We start from the raw sequence: 16,215 nt of genomic DNA on the forward strand, positions 1-16,215 counted from the left end.
TGACAACGGTTTTAAGGAAAATTGATCGGCACTGAAAAGACCATCAGGATCAAGCATCCCCTTGATTCTTCTCAATCCACGGTTTTAAGGAAAATTGATCGGCACTGAAAAGACCATCAGGATCAAGCATCCCCTTGATTCTTCTCAATCGGTCGTACTTTTCCTGGCTGTCATAGTAGTACTGCCACACCTTCTCCAGCACCCGATCCCCAAAGGTGTACGCAAACATCCGCATATCTTTGTCAGCAAACCCCTTCTGCTTGATGAATGCCTCATCGTTCGCCTCTTGCCACTTCTCCGCCGTCTCCTGAGCCTCAGGGAAAAACCTACTTGAGTAGAATGAGTCGTAGCTCATAGCCAGAGCTTGTTTGCGCCATGAGTAGGAGGTGATCCCTGCTTTCCCGTTCTCCGCTACGGCACCACCCGCGTATATCTGCTGTTGCGAGACGAGGTGCTGCCCGTCGCGAGTGCCTAAACTGCCCATGATATCGTACATGCGATTCGTGTACGTCTCGGGGAACCCCTCCGGTACGTCCATCGTGACTTGGAAGCGCTTTACGAAGGGATTGGGCATCTCGCGGTCTCCTCTCATGATGAAATAGCTCGCAAGCCCTGTGGAGACAGGGGTGTTCTTACCTCGTATGCTCGCCTCCTCAATCGGAGACCCGCAGACATCTTCCTTTGTGAACGACTCGAACCATTCGTCGTTAAACTGCTCGCCCTCACCTTTTTTGTTCGTGAAACACATCCACATCTGGATCAGAGGCGGAACCCAGTCTTCGTCATGTAATACTCCTATCGCTCTCAACTCATGTTTCGCTGCCTCAGGCAGCAAAGCCATATCCTCGGCCGTGATGCCGTGCTGTCTCAACTCATCTTGCACTGCCTCGGTCAGCGAAGCCATATCCTCGGCCGTGACGCCGAGCTGTCTCAACTCATCCGCTAAGTCATCCGCTCGGCCCAGCAAACCCGTATACCTGGTAGCCTTGATGCCCCGCTTTGTCAACCCCTCTTTCACTGGCTCAGACAGCCAAGTCATGTCCTGGAGCCCCGTGATATTCAGCATGAACTCGTAGTCGGATGGGATCGTCCCTTCTGCGCACTCTTTAGACAGTTGTGCCATCTGGCGCACCGCTCGTTCCATCTTCTCTTTCGACCACTCCCACACGAACAGGTAGCACGCAGAGTTAGGGTAATCCCGATCGCGTAGAGGCTCGAATTCCCAATGCGTCACGATCCCGAAATCTCCTCCTTTGCCTCCCCCCAACACCGCGTAGTACAAGTCGTCGTTGTGCTGACTTGTCTTCCTTTCTTCGGGCCGCACGATTCGCTGCTTCTCGCCGCTGGCAAGTATAATGTCGAACGCTAGCACGTGATCTGCCAGGATCCCATGGCTTCGCGCTACCATTCCCCACCCCCCGGTGTGTACATGTCCTCCCAAATGCACAGATGGGCACACCCCCATGGGCAGGTAGATTCCCTGTTTATTGTTCTGGCTGGCCCAGATTCCCAAGGATTGGCTAACTCCGCATCGCAGCACGTTAGTCTCCGGATCATAATTGTATAGAGGAAACGTCTTGCTCAGGTCGATTTGCATGTTTACCGGCAAGGTCGAAGAGAATCCGCAGTATTGGTGCCCTCCGGTGCGCACAGCTATCGCCATCTTGAGCTCGCGGCACAAGCCTATCGCCTTCTGGATGTCCTTCTCTCCAGTCGGATACAAAATAATGCGTGGAGAAACATATTCCTCTACAAATGACGTCGTCGCGTACTGTTCCCTCTTCTGCGGGTACTGATCATCGCCAATGATGACCCACTGCCCATTGAAGTTCAACTTCTTTGCCTCTGCTCTGAGTTTTTCCAACTCCTCCTTGTGCTCAGCGACGTATTTATCGATGAAGTCTGACTGGTGCACCTGCGATTCTGTCAATTTTTCTTGTGTCATCTGATCTCTCCTTTTTAGATATCTTTAAGCTCGACTAAAATCATAGGTGTTTGTCCGCGCCAATAATTTGTTATACCCCAGAAATATTTAATTTTGATAAAAAACTTTACATATCTAGTCGAGATGTGTAGCAATCCTAAATGATTTATGAGATAAGAGGCAGCATCCCTATATAATTTCTCCCGTGCTATTCGAGTTAACGGAATTTATCCAATCTAATCCCGATCCCCGCGAGTTGAAACGAGCAATTACCGTCCAAATGTGGCTTACTTAAAAGATATAAATAACGAGAGATTCAGGAAAGTTTATCAGTGAGTTCTGGCTTTATCAGTAAATGGACTCAGATATTCACCATTTGCTTGGTGTATCTGCTCTTAAGCTGGCTGATAAGGGTTCTGTGGGATATTTAAAACATGAGAAGCTGCCACCATTGATTGGCTACAAGAAAAGAATTATTGGAATTTAGGAGAACTAAAAGCTTATATAGAGTCACGGTATGAGATTGTTTTTAGTTCTGGGCAGAGTTACTATGAGATTTTTGACTCTGCTGGTTTAAGTTGGAAAAAATCTCAAAAACGTAATCCTAAAAAAGCTCCTCTTATGGTAAAAAAAAAGCAGAATTGACCCAATGGCTAGAAGCTCATCGCCATGAAATCGAATTAGGTGAATTGGTAGTTTTGTTTCAGGATGAATGTCATCTTCTTTGGGGAGATATCTGTGGCTATGTTTGGGGCAAGAAGAATGAAAGAGTGGAAGTTCCAATTGTTAATGAGAAAGAGCGACAGACTTACTTTGGCGCAGTAAATATTGCGACGGGTCAATGTCTGGTTCAGCCATACCCAAAGGGAAATGGAGAACATACTATTCAATATTTAAAGTATCTGATGAGCCAATATAAAGACCAGCGAATAGCATTAATTTGGGATGGCGCTAAATATCATTTTTCAGCCGAGGTTAAAGATTTTTTATCATTGGTGAATAATGGTTTAGAAGCATCTAATTGGAAAATCACTTGTTTGAGATTCGCACTCCTCTGATCCGACTCAGAATCCAATTGAAGATATTTGGTTATAAGCTAAACAATGGATTAGGGAGTGCTATCATATGTGTAAGACATTTGCAGCAGTCAAATATATATTTAAGTTAGTTACTCATTATCAGATATTTGATTTTGCCAAGCTTCATAAAATAAACGTAAGCGAACGCAGATAGTTATTTAAATCTATCTGCGTTCACTTGCGTTTATTTGAAAATTCATCAGCCACCAGCAACTGCTGGAACAATGCTAACTTCATCGCCATCTTGGAGGGCTGTTTTTGAGCCATCCAAAAAGCGGATGTCTTCGCTGTTGACGTAGAAGTTGAGAAATCTGCGGGGTTCTCCCTTTTCGTCGCACAGGCTTTTTTTGATGCCGGGACAATTTGTTTCCAGCGATTCAATCAGTTCGGAAATGTTGTCGCCACCGCATTCGATGGTGGCTTGATTGTTGGTGAATTTTTGCAGGGGAGTGGGAATTAAAACTTTGACAGTCATTTTTTTAGTCCTTAGCCAGTAGTCATTAGTTATTAGTTATTAGTCCTCAGTCATTAGTCCTCAGCGATCGGTCAGTTGTCATCAGTCAACAGCTTAACAACTAATGACTAATGACTGCCGACTACTGACTGATAGCTGTTAAACCGAAACTTGTTGCCATTCTAAGCGTTCGAGCGTGCGGGCGCGTTCGAGGGCGCGCTCGAACGCTTCTAGTTTCGGTTCGAGGGTGATGGGTTCGCCGATGTAGCCTTGAACTGCTTCCTGCGTTTTCAAACCGTTACCGGTGATGTAAACGACGGTGGTTTCATCGGGATTGATTTTACCTGCTTCTACGAGTTTCTTCAAGACTGCAATTGTAGTGCCGCCTGCGGTTTCGGTGAAGATGCCTTCAGTTTCTGCTAGCAGTTTCATGCCTTCGATGATTTCGGTGTCGCTGACGGATTCAATGTTGCCGTTGGTTTTGCGGGCGATTTCCAAGGCGTACATACCGTCTGCTGGATTGCCGATCGCGATCGACTTAGCAATTGTATTCGGTTTCACCGGCTTGACGAAATCGCGGCCTTCGCGGAAGGCTTGGGCGATGGGGGAACAGCCGTCAGCTTGGGCACCGCTGAATCGGACTTTCTTTTCATCCACTAAACCGACTTCGGTGAATTCTTGAAAACCTTTGTAAATTTTTGTGAACAAAGAACCGGAAGCGAGGGGAGCGACGATGTGATCGGGCAATTGCCAGCCTAGCTGTTCGGCAACTTCGTAGCCGAGGGTTTTTGAGCCTTCGGAATAGTAGGGACGCAAGTTGATATTGACAAATCCCCAGCCGTGTGTATTGGCGACTTCGCAACAGAGGCGGTTAACTTGGTCGTAGTTGCCGTGAACTGCCATGACAGTTGGATTGTAAATCAGAGTGCCTAGGACTTTGCCTGCTTCTAAGTCGGAGGGGATGAAGACTACGCAGTCTAGTCCGGCGTGGGCGGCGATCGCAGCCGTAGAGTTAGCTAAATTGCCGGTGCTGGCACAGGATACCGTCGTGAAACCCAATTCTCTCGCTCTGCTGAGGGCGACTGACACCACTCTGTCTTTAAAGCTGAGAGTGGGCATATTGACGGCATCGTTTTTAATATAAAGATTTTTTAGACCGAGCCGGCGGGCTAAGCGGTGGGATTTTAATAGAGGAGTCATGCCGGTGCCGACATCGATGACGTTATCTGTAGCGACTGGTAAAAATGCGCGGTAGCGCCAGATCGAGTTGGGGCCTGCTTGGATGGTTTGGCGAGTGACGGTGCGGCGGATGGCGTCGTAGTCGTACTTGACTTCAAGCGGGCCAAAACAGCAATCGCAGACGTGCTTGGCTTGGAGTTCGTACTCTTCGCCGCATTCTTTACATTTGAGGGCTGTGAAGGTTGCTGCTGTGGATTGGGTTCTGGTCGCCTGGGTCATAGCTCAACTCTCTAGTTTTGCGATGTTTGTTAATTCTTTTCGCAGAATACCACGCTCAAATTAGTGCGTCAACCATACCCGATTTTTTTAGTCGGGATTGATTTTCCAGTTACTTTTCAGTTAAACAGTGGTGTATTTAACTTGGATATTTGGGCGGGCGTCCCGCCCACCCCACAAGGATTTGACTTGTTTTCAGGCTCGGGCTGGGAATCCAGATTGTCAGGCTGGCACCCGAGCCCGATCGAGCTCAAGGATGATTTGCAGACGGAATTGTTACAAAACTTAATAAATCTTTTTTGGGCTAACAATTGGGCAGTCGTGCGATCGAACACAACTACAAAACCTAGAATTTTTGATTAACCAACTTAGCCTACCCGCCGCTGACGGGAGGGATGAGGACAACTTCGTCGCCGTCTTGGAGGATGGTGTCGGGGGAGACGAATTCCAGGTTGAGACCAAAGCGAGTGCGATCGCGCCATTGTTCTAATTGAGGATATTGGGCGATCGAGCTTTCGAGCACTTGAGACACAGGCGTTTCGGGAGGAAGTTCTAATGTAAGTTGTGAAACGCCGTAGGCTTCACCGAAGGCGGCGAACAGTTTAACGGTGACGGTAATCGAAGAGTCAGACACGGTAGTTTAGTGCGATCGACGGTTTGGCAATTATCAACTACACCATACAATTAATTAGGAATTAGGCGCCCCGAGGCTTAAAATTGAAATCGACTATCTCTAGTTAAGTTTTACCCCATTGGGTAAAGATGACAGTTGATTGCAGCAAAAAGTCCGAACAGCATTGTAGGCCGAGCGCTCTCACCAACCAGGCGTTATACCATTTTAGATTTTAGATTAAATAATTGAAGAATTGGGAATGACTGATAACTCTCATGGTTAGGAGTACGGGCCTACAGTTGCATTCTGTTTTGAAACTGGTGTTATAAGTAGTTGGCATCCAGTTAAATGCAGCTAGCTAAGGTTTAATTTGCTGCTGTTTAGGCTACTGCAAGACTATTTTTTGAGAAGGCAGGATAGATTTTTCCCTGTAATTGTGGCAGAGTACAAAAGTACCACTCAATTTAGCTGGCAACAACCCAGACAATGCCCTGCCAACCCGCTTCTCCCGCCTAAAAATCAGGTTGTCAAGTGCAGCTTGTAATTCCAGAACTTTTTCCCTGCTTAGCAAGCGTGCCGTTCTATCTAAGAATAATACAGAAGTTAACGCGATAGAGATATATATGGCAAGTAACGATTTTAAAGTGCTTCAAATTATTGAAGCTAAAGGCTGGTATGCCTTTGGAAGTACGAAGCAAAGCCAGCACGTTGAGAGATGGGTAAGACCTGTCGTGTGTTGGGTTTTAATAGAAGATAAAAAAAAGCGGCGGATTGTGACAGCTACCGCTAGCTATCAGATCCAGATTGACGACAAAGAAGTCGAGTTTTTTGCCCACGAAAGCGAAATTCAAGATCTGGAGAGTCTCCCGAAGTCTGTCTCGGTATCGGAATTTCTGAAAACAGAAGATTGAGAGAAGGACAGAAGGAGATCATTTAAGAAGTTATTAATTATTCCTTAGTGATTCCTTAAACTTGGTGTCGGATGCTATTTCAATTAGAGGCAGAAGCTCTAGATTGGGGAGAGGGGCAGATGGGGACAGGGGGAGAATTTATACTTTTGCCTTGCCGAAGGCCTCTCTAGCCGAATGCCTGAAGTAGCCCAAAAAATAAAGAGGCCGGAAGATTGCAGGCAATGCCAACACGCTTCCGACCTTGCTGAATAACAGGGTATGCATATGTTTTTAAAGTATGGCAGGCAGGCTTTTGAGATATCAAGAGGACTATTGCAATCACCCACTTTTGCTTTCAGGCTGTGTTTGCAAGGTTCATATCATTTTAGACTGAAAATTTGAAAAGTGAGAGGGGGCGAGGGTTACAGGTTAAGGATTCTAGCTGTTTATCTGTAGCGGGTGCTACAAAAAATGGTGGCATTTGCGGACGATCGCACCTTTTCCCTAAATTGTTGGCACTCAAAGCTGAAAGTTCGATCGTCCGCTGCCACGGCTGCGACTTTAAACTCCACTAGCAACAGGTTCAGGCTTCTGCTGCGGAATCCGCCGCCCCAGCAGGGCCATCCGCACGCCGCCGGCAGGCCCTAAAGTCACCCCTCGGCGTTTGGCCTGTACGGGCTTTTTCTCGGCCAATACTAGGTCGAAATCCCGCAAGATGGTTGCCAGCACGAGTTTCATCTCCAACTGCGCCAACGCCAAGCCTATACAGCGGCGGCTGCCGCCTCCAAAGGGCAAATACTCATAAGGCGAGAATTGCCTCTCCAAAAACCGTTCCGGTTTAAATTGCAGGGGTTCTGGATACAAATCCTCCCGTCTGTGGGTCAAATAAATCGAGCCGATGACAACCGTGCCCGGTTCGAGTTGATGTCCCATCAGTTCCACGGGCGTGAGCACTTCTCGCGCAAACGTCAGCATTCCCACCGGGTAAATTCGCAGCGTCTCCTGACAAACTGCACTCAGGTAAGGTAAGCGGAAAATCTCCATCGGGTCGGGATTTTCCCCCAAACTGTCCAATTCTTGCAGCAACTTCTGGCGCACGGAGGGCAAGTGGTGAATCCAGTAAAACGCCCAAGCTAGGGCCGTTGCTGTGGTTTCGTGGCCTGCAAACAGCAGCGTCATCAACTCGTCGCGCAATTCTTCATTGGTCATTGGTTGCCCGTTTTCGTCGCGCGCGGCCATCATTAAGCTGAGAATGTCGGTGCGGCTGGCGTCTGGTTGCTGTCTGCGTTCTTCAATTTCCGCGTCGATCAGTGCGTCAACTTTCCGCTGCCGCTGTTTCATGCGTCCCCAAGGACTCCAAGAGCCCCAATCTTGCTGCATCCAGCCGAAAAACAGTATGCTCGATCGCAGGGGAGAGTTGGTCATATCGACGACTGAGGCAAGTAGTGGTCTGAGTGCTTGTAACCGCGGCCCGTCATCCATGCCGAAGACTGCTTGCAAGATTACCCGCATGGTGACTTCCTGCATCGCGCTGCGGGCCACAAAAGGTCGATCGACCGACCACTTGCTGGCAACATCTTGAGCGATATCGCAAATTAGTTGGCCGTAATTCCGCATCCGTTCCCCGTGAAAGGGTGGCATCAATAATTGGCGCTGGCGTTTGTGCCTTTCTCCCGAGAGCATAATCATGGATTGTTCTCCCATCAAGGGTTTTAGGATGCTGTTGAGGCGCCCTGGAGCGTGAAGCGCGTTGCTGTTGAGCATCTCCTGGACAGCTTGGGGGTGGTTGATCATCACCAATGGGTTCCCGTTGTTCACTTGAGCTGTGAAAATGTCGCCGTATTGTTTGGCACATTTATCCATGTATGTCAGCGGATCGCCGATCCATTGAATTAGCTGCACAAAGGGTGGAGCTTTGGGGCCGTTAGGGAGTGTCATAAGAATTACCTGGGTTTGGGTCACAGGACTTAGCAGCATCAACAAATCTCAAAGGGTTTGAAGGTTTGTTCAATCCCTCCCAACCCTTGTTTTTAAGGGGAGAATTGCGTAAGTCCCATCTCCAATAATTTTAATAGCTTATTCTCGAACGGTGCTCAAAATATCCTCTCCAAGCTCTGTAAAACGAACTGTTTTGATTTGCCAAGGAGCATAACTGGTTAAAGTTTGGCGCACGCCCCCGAACAAACCTAACATTTGACAACTGGACAGATTTTGCAATTTCTGCCGCGAATTTCCGGAGGCTCGCAGATCTACGGTAGCTATTCCGAGGTCGCGATCGATCTTGAGGCGATAACCAACCAAGCCAAGACTAGCGAAAACCTGTTGCTTTAACACTTCATTAACAGCCGATGACATTAACTGGTTGTCTGGGCCTGTAACTGTTTCCGGCTTCAGAGTTTGACACAGATTGTCTACTTTATAAACCTTAATGGTGACAGTATTCTCTGCTCCTACCGAACTGCCTAAAACTGGGGCAACAGAGTTAGAGAGCGACGGTGCTTGAGTTGAGCGAGCCTCAATTTGATTTCCCGTTAGCTGTAGGTGTAGGAACTGACGGGCGCTTGCTGGGGGTTGGCTCTGGTTTTCGGCCGAGTTAGCTGCATCTGAGCTAGAACAACTGCTAGCGCCGAGCAGAATTAATCCAGTTGCTAAATACCCCAACTGTTTGTAGATACGGTTCATAGTTTTTAATACTTTACTAAACGTCAGTGTATGGAGGGTGAATTTTGGTGGTAGAAAGCACTTAATTCCTGATTACACTCACTTAGAAGTATTTCTGGCAGTACGGAGAAGAAAACAAGTTAAGAGTTCTTGTTAATACCTTTAATTTAGTGTGAGATCGCGTAACAGGGGTAAGACCCTTCATTTGTACAACCGTACCGTCTCCGTATCTCAGCAGATCGAGCTAGCGACGCCGATCGCAAGTGATATCAAATACCTTGTCAGTGGTGTGATGTACCGTTGCAATTCGAGCCATCCCAATGTCTGAGGTGAAAAGTCTCTTTCCGGTTTGCGGCAGCCTGAGTTTGATTAGTAGGAAAGAGCACAGAATTTAGACTTGCGCGCGCATTTTAAGCTCGCCTTCGGGGCGGTTAGAGGTCATGCGCAAGTCGCGAACAATATCAGGACTTACGCATCAAGACCAAAGAAACCGGGTTTTTTAACCAAGCATAAGGGCTGCAACGAAGTGTTTTCGTAAAAAAACTTGGTTTCTGGTCAAGTCGCGAATAACATAATTCCGAAGTCAGCGGATCTGTAATGAACAGGCGCGTCAAGGGTGTTATCGCAGCATTTGGGAATTTTTGTGCCGCATCCCATCCAAAAGAGTGAAAACATTATGAAACAGCAATTATTGACAAAAGTTGTGGCGGCAACAGCGATCGCCCTCAGCGGCCTGACGGTTGCTTCTCAACCGAGTTACAGTCGGCTTGCACCGGGGGAAAGTGGATTTTGGTGCAGCACCTCGATCGGTGCGCCGGTGACGGTGTACCAAAACCCTCAAGGTGCCGTAGAGCCTTGGATTGAGTGGACTTCCGATTATTTCTCCGGTTCTGGCTACAATCCGATAACTCGGTGTCAATTAGTGAGTCAACGCCTCGAAACCTATCGCCGCAACCGGGTGCTGAAGTACATTACTGCGGGTCAGATGAACGGCCAAAATGTCATTTGCACGGCCAATCAAATCAATGGTCTGTGTCAAAATTTGATTTATACACTCAGGCCCGGTCAAGACCCGATCGGCTCTTTGTATAACTTGTTGGCTTGGCGCCAAGGACTGGTCGGGATGCCCTCTGTGGCTGAAAGTAGTAAAATTCCTTACATTGATGTCCGGGAAAAGCTAGGGGAAAACACTGGCGATGGGGCCGAACTGCCCCCTTTTTTCCCGCCGTCCGGACTGCCTTAAAGATTGGCAACTTTTCAATCCCATTGCCAATTCCGGGGGTGGATGTGGAAAACTTGGCGCGTCAAACAGCGGTACGCATCCAGACGGGGAAATCTTTTGGTTCGGGGACGATCGTCCGGCGACAGGGGCAAACCTATACGGTGCTTACTAATTGGCACGTTGTGGCGATCGTCCGGGGCGATCGGACAATTGTCACCGGCGACGGCCTCCTCCACCAACCGCTGGGAGTTCCGAGGCGGCTGGGCGATACCGATCTGGCGATCGTTGAGTTTCGCAGCGCGATCGAGTATAAAGTAGCACCGATTAGCGCCGAGCCGGCAGCGGTGGGAGAGCCGCTGCTGGCGGCCGGATTCCCTGCCGGTGCTGAGGTGTTGGCTGTAGCGGGGGGGTTCGTAGAACTGCTGCTGCCCAAATCTTTGCCTCAAGGTTATAGCTTGGGTTATACAAATGAGGTTAAAATCGGTATGAGTGGTGGCCCAATTTTTAATGCCAAAGGTTTCTTGGTTGGGATTAACGGTCGAGGTAAGTATCGAGATCCAGATTTTGGAGTCTATGCTTTTGAAGATGGAAGTGAACCGACAACGGAATTATTGGAAAAAATGGTTAAATCCAGTTGGGGAATTCCTATCAGTATATATTTGCAGTTCGTCTCGTCTGATCTAGGGAGTTAGCGATGAATTCGTGGGGTTTGCGGTTTGACGCACTGACAATCATTTTGACCGGTGCAGTAACGGTGGCTGCGGTTGTCAGCCAACAATATGCTGCTTGTGCCAAAACACCCGAAGAAATTGCCCAGCTAGCGATGTTGACAACTGTGGAAGTCAACAACACGCTGGGTTTTTTTGCTAGTGGATCGGGAGTAATTATTGCGAAACAGGGTAATATTTACACTGTTCTGACAGCTAATCATGTGGTGGCAAGCCTCGCTCAAAAATACAGCATTCGCACTCATTTGGAGAAGGATTATGCTGCGATTAGAATACAGCGACTCCCGAAAAATGACCGGGATATAGACTTGGCTTTGATACAGTTTCAGAGCCGAGAACAGTATCCAGTAGCACCAATGGGCCAGTCAGAACGTGCTGTTGTCGGTTCTGCTATTTACGTTTCTGGCTATCCGCTGCCAATTTCGGGATTTGAACGAAAACTTGAGTTTACTGCTGGTATCATCTCTTCTCGCTTGGGCAGCGCCTCATCGGGGTACCGTCTGCGCTACCAAGCTGTAACCAGGCGCGGGATGAGCGGCGGGCCTGTGTTTGATGCTGATGGCAGGGTGGTAGGAATTCACGGTCAGGGGGATACTGTTGGCACAATTAGGAGTCAGTGGAACGGTCAGATTGAGGAGATAAAAACGGGGTTAAACGCGGCAATTCCAATCGATGCTTTTATGGCGTTGCTATCACAAAATAAGCGTAATGGCTTTGATATTCTCAGCAATCTTTCTCTCAGCAGCGCCTCGGGTCAAAACCAACCGAATCAGGTTTATGGAGGATTTGTGTGCGATACCTCAACGGGCGAGCCGGTGACTGTGTATCAAAATCCGCAAGGGTTCAGAGAGCCTTGGATTCGCTGGAATTCTAATTTCTTTTCTAGTTCGGGCTACGATCCTCTAACTCGCTGCCAACAAGTGACTCAGCGCCTTGAGAATTATAACCGCAATAAACAGCTAAATTATGTGACTGTGGGTATTGTAAATAACCAGAAAGCGATTTGCACGACTAGCCGCGTTAATGGGCCTTGCGAGGGTTTGATCTACACGCTGCGCCGCGATCAAGATCCAACTCCTGCACTTAGCAGTTTTTTTGTTTGGTTGGGGAATCAAAAGGCTGTGCCTTCTCTTTCTGAAAGCGGTACTGTGCTTTATATCGATGTCCGGGAACGGCTGGAACAATTTTAGATTTGCGATTTGAGGTTTTAGAGGGATTAGTAATGGGTAAACACAGAACCCCGATTTATTAAAAAAGTCTGGGTTCTCAAACAAGTACTTATTAGCTGAAAAAGTGAGATATTTTACTTATTTATCACTGACATAATAGAACTCATGATTTTTTGGAACACGGAAGCTATAAAATTACTCTTACATTAATCCAATTCAAATTTTTCAGGTATCAAGCATGACAGCAACTACCCCGCAGGCAACGTCAACAACGCCAGCTTTTTGCGAAGGCATTCAATATTTTTCTGAAACAGTCCCTGGTTTTGAGACTTATGGAAAAGCACCTGCGATCGCCGAGGGGAGCAAGTCGATCGCCGATTCTGCCGATCCCGTCGCCGTCTTTCAAACGATGCTGGGAGCAGACGCCCTGCGCTACCTGACGCTGCAAGTTACCGCCAGCAAGGCATCGGGACATCCAGGGGGTTTTGCTAGCCAAGCTGAGGCTTATGCCGCTTTGGTGATGCTCGGTCACAAGAACATTGTCACTGAAGTAGGGCATCACGCCCCCGGCTTTTACAGTGCCATGTTTCTCGATCGATCTTTGGAGGATATGGGAATTGTTAACGTGCAGCAAGTGCGCGATAAATTCCGAGAAAAAGACGGTTTGTTAGGACATCTTTCCGGTTTCATTCCCGGCCTTTTAGCACCGGCCGGCCCCCTCGGACAAGGGCAGCATTTCGCAATGGCAGGAGCGCTTTTGCACCGCGAAAAACTGTTTGCTTTCACAATGGGCGACGGCGGCATGGGCGAACCCTATCCGATGAGCAGCATGGCGCATTTCCACACTGCTTATCCCAGCGTTACTAACTTTTTGCCTGTTTTGGTTTGGAACGGATATTCTCAGGAACATCACAGCATGGTTTCGACTAAAACTAATGCTGAAATGATTGCTTATTGGCAAGGCAACGGTTTTGAAGAAGTTATCTTAGTTGATGCTAAGGAATTTGACGATAAAAATCAACCGGAAGATTATGTTGACAGCACTGCTTTTTCGCTCGAACAGCGGATGGCATTTACCAAAGCTGTTTTACAAGGAGTTGACAAAGCGGCAAAATCTGCTCTCGGCGGCAAATTAACTGTGTTTATTATCAAACAGTTGAAAGGTGCCGGCGTCCACGCGCGCGGCGCAAAATCTCACAACCTTTATCCGAAAGATACGCTGGATGCTCCGCACATTATCAGTGCTTTAAAAGAGCGCGCTTTGACTGCTGCTGCTTGGGAGTTGGTGCGGACAAATTGCGAGCGTGCGGGCGGCGGGCCGGCGGCGAAAACAGTTGTTACTGAGTTTACATTGCCGCTGGCAGATTTAGGCGAATTGCCTTTAGAAGAATTTGCAGTTGGGGGAGAATCGAAGATTTCGACAACAGCAATGGGGGTTTTGGTAGGGAAAGTCGGCGAGCGCGATCGGACTTTTCTTGTCACTAATGCTGACGGCAATGAAGCATCGGCAATTGCCAATATCAACCAAGCTCTTAAGATTATTCACCCGACGACAGATGACCTGTACAATCAATCGCCAAATGGCCAAGTTTACGAACCTTTGAGCGAAGATGCTTGCGCCGGTTTAGCCGTAGGTTTATCGCTATTTGGAGCGCGGAGTTTGTGGTGTTCCTACGAATCTTTTGCCATCAACGGTTTACCAATTTGGCAAACTGTAACCCAAGCAATGGCAGAATTGCGCCGTCCAACTCCGGCAACTGTCACCTTATTTACAGCGGGTGCATTGGAACAAGGCCGCAACGGTTGGACGCACCAGCGGCCGGAAATTGAGGCTTATTTTGCGGCGATGATGCGGAACGGAAATGTATTTCCTTTGTTTCCACCGGATGCTAACAGCATTCAAGCTTGTTACGAGTGGGCTTTGACTGCTAAAAATAAGGGAGTTGTGATTACTGCGAGCAAGTCGCCGCTGCCAATTCGCACTACTTTTGAACAGACTCGCCAAGGTTTGCAAGACGGTGCAATAGTGCTGCACGAAGTCGATTCCCCGCAAGCTCCCCACAATCAAGGAGGGAGCAAGAAAGTTGTGTTTGCTGTTGTCGGCGACATGACGTTAATGCCAGTGTTTGAAGCGGCGGCATTTTTGGAAACAGAAGGCATTGGAGTGCGGATTGTTTCTATTATCAATCCCCGGCGTTTGTACCGGCCAACAGACGTTGCTTGGGATACTTGTTCGGAAGCTGACGGCGGCTTTTTGAGCGATGAGAAATTTGCCGAATTGTTTGGCGGAGATGCCTTGATTGGCGTGACAGGCGGTGCTTCTGGGATGTTGGAACCTGTGATGCTCCGCAGCAATTGCCAGCGGGATACTTTCGCTTGGAAGCGGGGGGAAACTACTGCTAGTGCTGGTCAGTTGATGGCGTTTAATGGGTTGACTGCTGAGGCGTTGACTAAAAGGGCGATCGAGCTAGTTCATTAAGTTAGAATGTGAGTGAATGCCCCTGCCTGGTTTGTGCTGGGTAGGGGCTAGTAATATTCAAGTAGGATGGTGATACCTATGACAGCAAAAATTTTAGAAGAAATAGGTACGCTTGCGGAACAGCGATTGGTTCTCCCCGGTTATTATAGTTGGGAGCAATTTGAGGCTCTCGAATCTTTGATGGCCGACTCTCCGGGTTTACGGATAACTTATCTTGATGGGTGGATCGAGTTTATGACAGTGGGCGAAGAACACGAAAGCTTTAAAAAAGCGCTCGCTATATTACTGGAAGCATACTTTTTTGAACTCGGAATTGAATTCTTTCCTGTAGGGAGTGCAACTCGCAGAGACCGGGCAAGAGATGTATCATTTGAACCAGACGAGTCTTATTATATAGGTTCAAGAAAAGAGCATCCCGATTTAGCCGTGGAAGTAACGATTACTAGCGGTAGCACAAATAAACTCGCTAAATATCTGCGACTTCGCATTGCTGAAGTTTGGTTTTGGGAAAATAATCGGCTTGCTGTATATCGGCTGCGCGAGGATGATTACGAGCAAGTTTCAAGAAGTGAGTTTTTGCCGGAGTTGGATTTAGCATTGTTGGTACGCTGCGTTTTAATGCCTTCAATAATTGATGCAAGGACGGAGTTAATTCAGGGAATTCTGTCGCAATAATATCGACTTTGTTCACTAAGTTTTGAAGGCGATTTCATGCTGTCCCTACTAAGGTTATACCAGATCAGGGCTAGCAATATTAAAATACAATGGCTATAGCTATGACTGCACAACTTTTAGAAGAAATAGGTACGCTTGCGGAACAGCGATTGGTTCTCCCTGGTTATTATAGTTGGGAGCAATTTGAGGCGATTGAATCTTTGATGGCAGACTCTCCGGGTTTGCGGATAACTTATTTTGAGGGGTGGATAGAGTTTATGACACTGGGTGAAGCACATGAGACAATCAGTTGTATTCTTAATTTTTTGCTACAACTCTACTTTTGTGAAATGGGAATTGAATATATTCCTGTAGGGAGTGCAACTCGCAGAGACCGGGCAAGAGATGTATCATTTGAACCAGACGAGTCTTATTATATAGGTTCAAGAAAAGAGCATCCTGATTTAGCCGTGGAAGTAACGATTACTAGCGGGAGTACAAATAAACTCGCTAAGTATCTGCGACTTCGCATTCCTGAAGTCTGGTTTTGGGAAAATAATCAGTTGGCTGTCTATCGGCTGCGCGAGGATAATTATGAGCAAATTTCAAGAAGTGAGTGGCTGCCGGAATTGGATTTAGAATTGTTGGTACGCTGCGTTTTAATGCCTTCAAGGATTGATGCAAGGAGAGAGTTTCTGAATGGGGTTCGCCAAGTGGGTTGAATGCTGAGGAGTTGGTAAAAAGTGCGATCGTCTAGGGCGTCGGTTCAGTATTAGAAGTTGACAAGAAAACAGATGTATGGAGTTAGCCGGTCAATGAGTTAGACTCTATGCCCGGTTTAATTGGCAGAACCTCAGCCATTCGAGCAATGACATGAAGATTATGGA

At 47.6% G+C, this 16,215-nt stretch carries 13 protein-coding genes and 1 pseudogene; 8 read left to right on the forward strand and 6 right to left on the reverse strand.

The features are described 5' to 3' along the window. Window positions 1-49: 49 nt before the first annotated feature. Window positions 50-1,945 (reverse strand): FAD-binding protein, encoded by a 1,896-nt coding sequence (locus tag QUA78_RS06615; RefSeq protein WP_333301744.1) that lies wholly within the window; start codon window positions 1,943-1,945, stop codon window positions 50-52. Window positions 1,946-2,117: 172 nt separating this feature from the next. On the opposite strand from QUA78_RS06615, the pseudogene QUA78_RS32780 reads away from it, so the two are divergent. Then, a pseudogene (locus QUA78_RS32780) lies at window positions 2,118-3,157 on the forward strand (IS630 family transposase). A gap of 45 nt (window positions 3,158-3,202) precedes the next feature. Here QUA78_RS32780 and QUA78_RS06625 read toward each other — a convergent pair. From QUA78_RS06625 to QUA78_RS06635, 3 genes are all read right to left on the reverse strand, one after another. Beyond that, complete coding sequence (locus tag QUA78_RS06625) at window positions 3,203-3,478, reverse strand: MoaD/ThiS family protein (RefSeq protein WP_172188035.1); 276 nt, start codon at window positions 3,476-3,478, stop codon at window positions 3,203-3,205. A gap of 138 nt (window positions 3,479-3,616) precedes the next feature. Continuing rightward, window positions 3,617-4,915: a threonine synthase gene (gene thrC, locus QUA78_RS06630; RefSeq protein ID WP_333301746.1), complete on the reverse strand. Its 1,299-nt coding sequence runs from the start codon at window positions 4,913-4,915 to the stop codon at window positions 3,617-3,619. A gap of 370 nt (window positions 4,916-5,285) precedes the next feature. Next, window positions 5,286-5,546, reverse strand: a complete 261-nt coding sequence (locus QUA78_RS06635) for a MoaD/ThiS family protein (RefSeq protein WP_333301747.1) — start codon at window positions 5,544-5,546, stop codon at window positions 5,286-5,288. Between the two features lie 602 nt (window positions 5,547-6,148). Between QUA78_RS06635 and QUA78_RS06640 the strand changes: the two genes are divergently transcribed. Further along, window positions 6,149-6,436, forward strand: a complete 288-nt coding sequence (locus tag QUA78_RS06640) for a hypothetical protein (protein WP_172188041.1) — start codon at window positions 6,149-6,151, stop codon at window positions 6,434-6,436. A 540-nt stretch (window positions 6,437-6,976) separates the two neighbouring features. Here QUA78_RS06640 and QUA78_RS06645 read toward each other — a convergent pair. Further along, window positions 6,977-8,353 carry a cytochrome P450 gene (locus QUA78_RS06645; RefSeq protein WP_333301749.1) on the reverse strand — a complete coding sequence of 459 codons (1,377 nt, stop codon included), beginning with the start codon at window positions 8,351-8,353 and terminating at the stop codon, window positions 6,977-6,979. Between the two features lie 138 nt (window positions 8,354-8,491). Continuing rightward, complete coding sequence (locus QUA78_RS06650; RefSeq protein WP_333301750.1) at window positions 8,492-9,097, reverse strand: hypothetical protein; 606 nt, start codon at window positions 9,095-9,097, stop codon at window positions 8,492-8,494. A 655-nt stretch (window positions 9,098-9,752) separates the two neighbouring features. On the opposite strand from QUA78_RS06650, the gene QUA78_RS06655 reads away from it, so the two are divergent. The 6 genes from QUA78_RS06655 to QUA78_RS06680 all read left to right on the forward strand — a co-directional run bounded on the left by QUA78_RS06655 (window position 9,753) and on the right by QUA78_RS06680 (window position 16,050). Next, window positions 9,753-10,319, forward strand: a complete 567-nt coding sequence (locus QUA78_RS06655; RefSeq protein WP_333301751.1) for a COP23 domain-containing protein — start codon at window positions 9,753-9,755, stop codon at window positions 10,317-10,319. Between the two features lie 44 nt (window positions 10,320-10,363). Beyond that, on the forward strand, window positions 10,364-10,990 hold the full coding sequence (locus tag QUA78_RS06660) for a serine protease (RefSeq protein WP_333398677.1): 627 nt from the start codon (window positions 10,364-10,366) through the stop codon (window positions 10,988-10,990). A gap of 2 nt (window positions 10,991-10,992) precedes the next feature. Then, window positions 10,993-12,216 carry a COP23 domain-containing protein gene (locus tag QUA78_RS06665; RefSeq protein ID WP_333301753.1) on the forward strand — a complete coding sequence of 408 codons (1,224 nt, stop codon included), beginning with the start codon at window positions 10,993-10,995 and terminating at the stop codon, window positions 12,214-12,216. 217 nt (window positions 12,217-12,433) lie between these two features. Continuing rightward, window positions 12,434-14,674: a phosphoketolase gene (locus tag QUA78_RS06670; protein WP_333301754.1), complete on the forward strand. Its 2,241-nt coding sequence runs from the start codon at window positions 12,434-12,436 to the stop codon at window positions 14,672-14,674. 78 nt (window positions 14,675-14,752) lie between these two features. Then, window positions 14,753-15,349, forward strand: a complete 597-nt coding sequence (locus QUA78_RS06675) for a Uma2 family endonuclease (RefSeq protein WP_333301755.1) — start codon at window positions 14,753-14,755, stop codon at window positions 15,347-15,349. Window positions 15,350-15,450: 101 nt separating this feature from the next. Continuing rightward, window positions 15,451-16,050, forward strand: coding sequence for a Uma2 family endonuclease (locus tag QUA78_RS06680; protein WP_333301756.1), 600 nt, complete (start codon window positions 15,451-15,453; stop codon window positions 16,048-16,050). Window positions 16,051-16,215: the final 165 nt, after the last annotated feature.

It is taken from the genome of Microcoleus sp. K4-B3, assembly GCF_036704615.1.
Taxonomy (GTDB): domain Bacteria; phylum Cyanobacteriota; class Cyanobacteriia; order Cyanobacteriales; family Microcoleaceae; genus Microcoleus.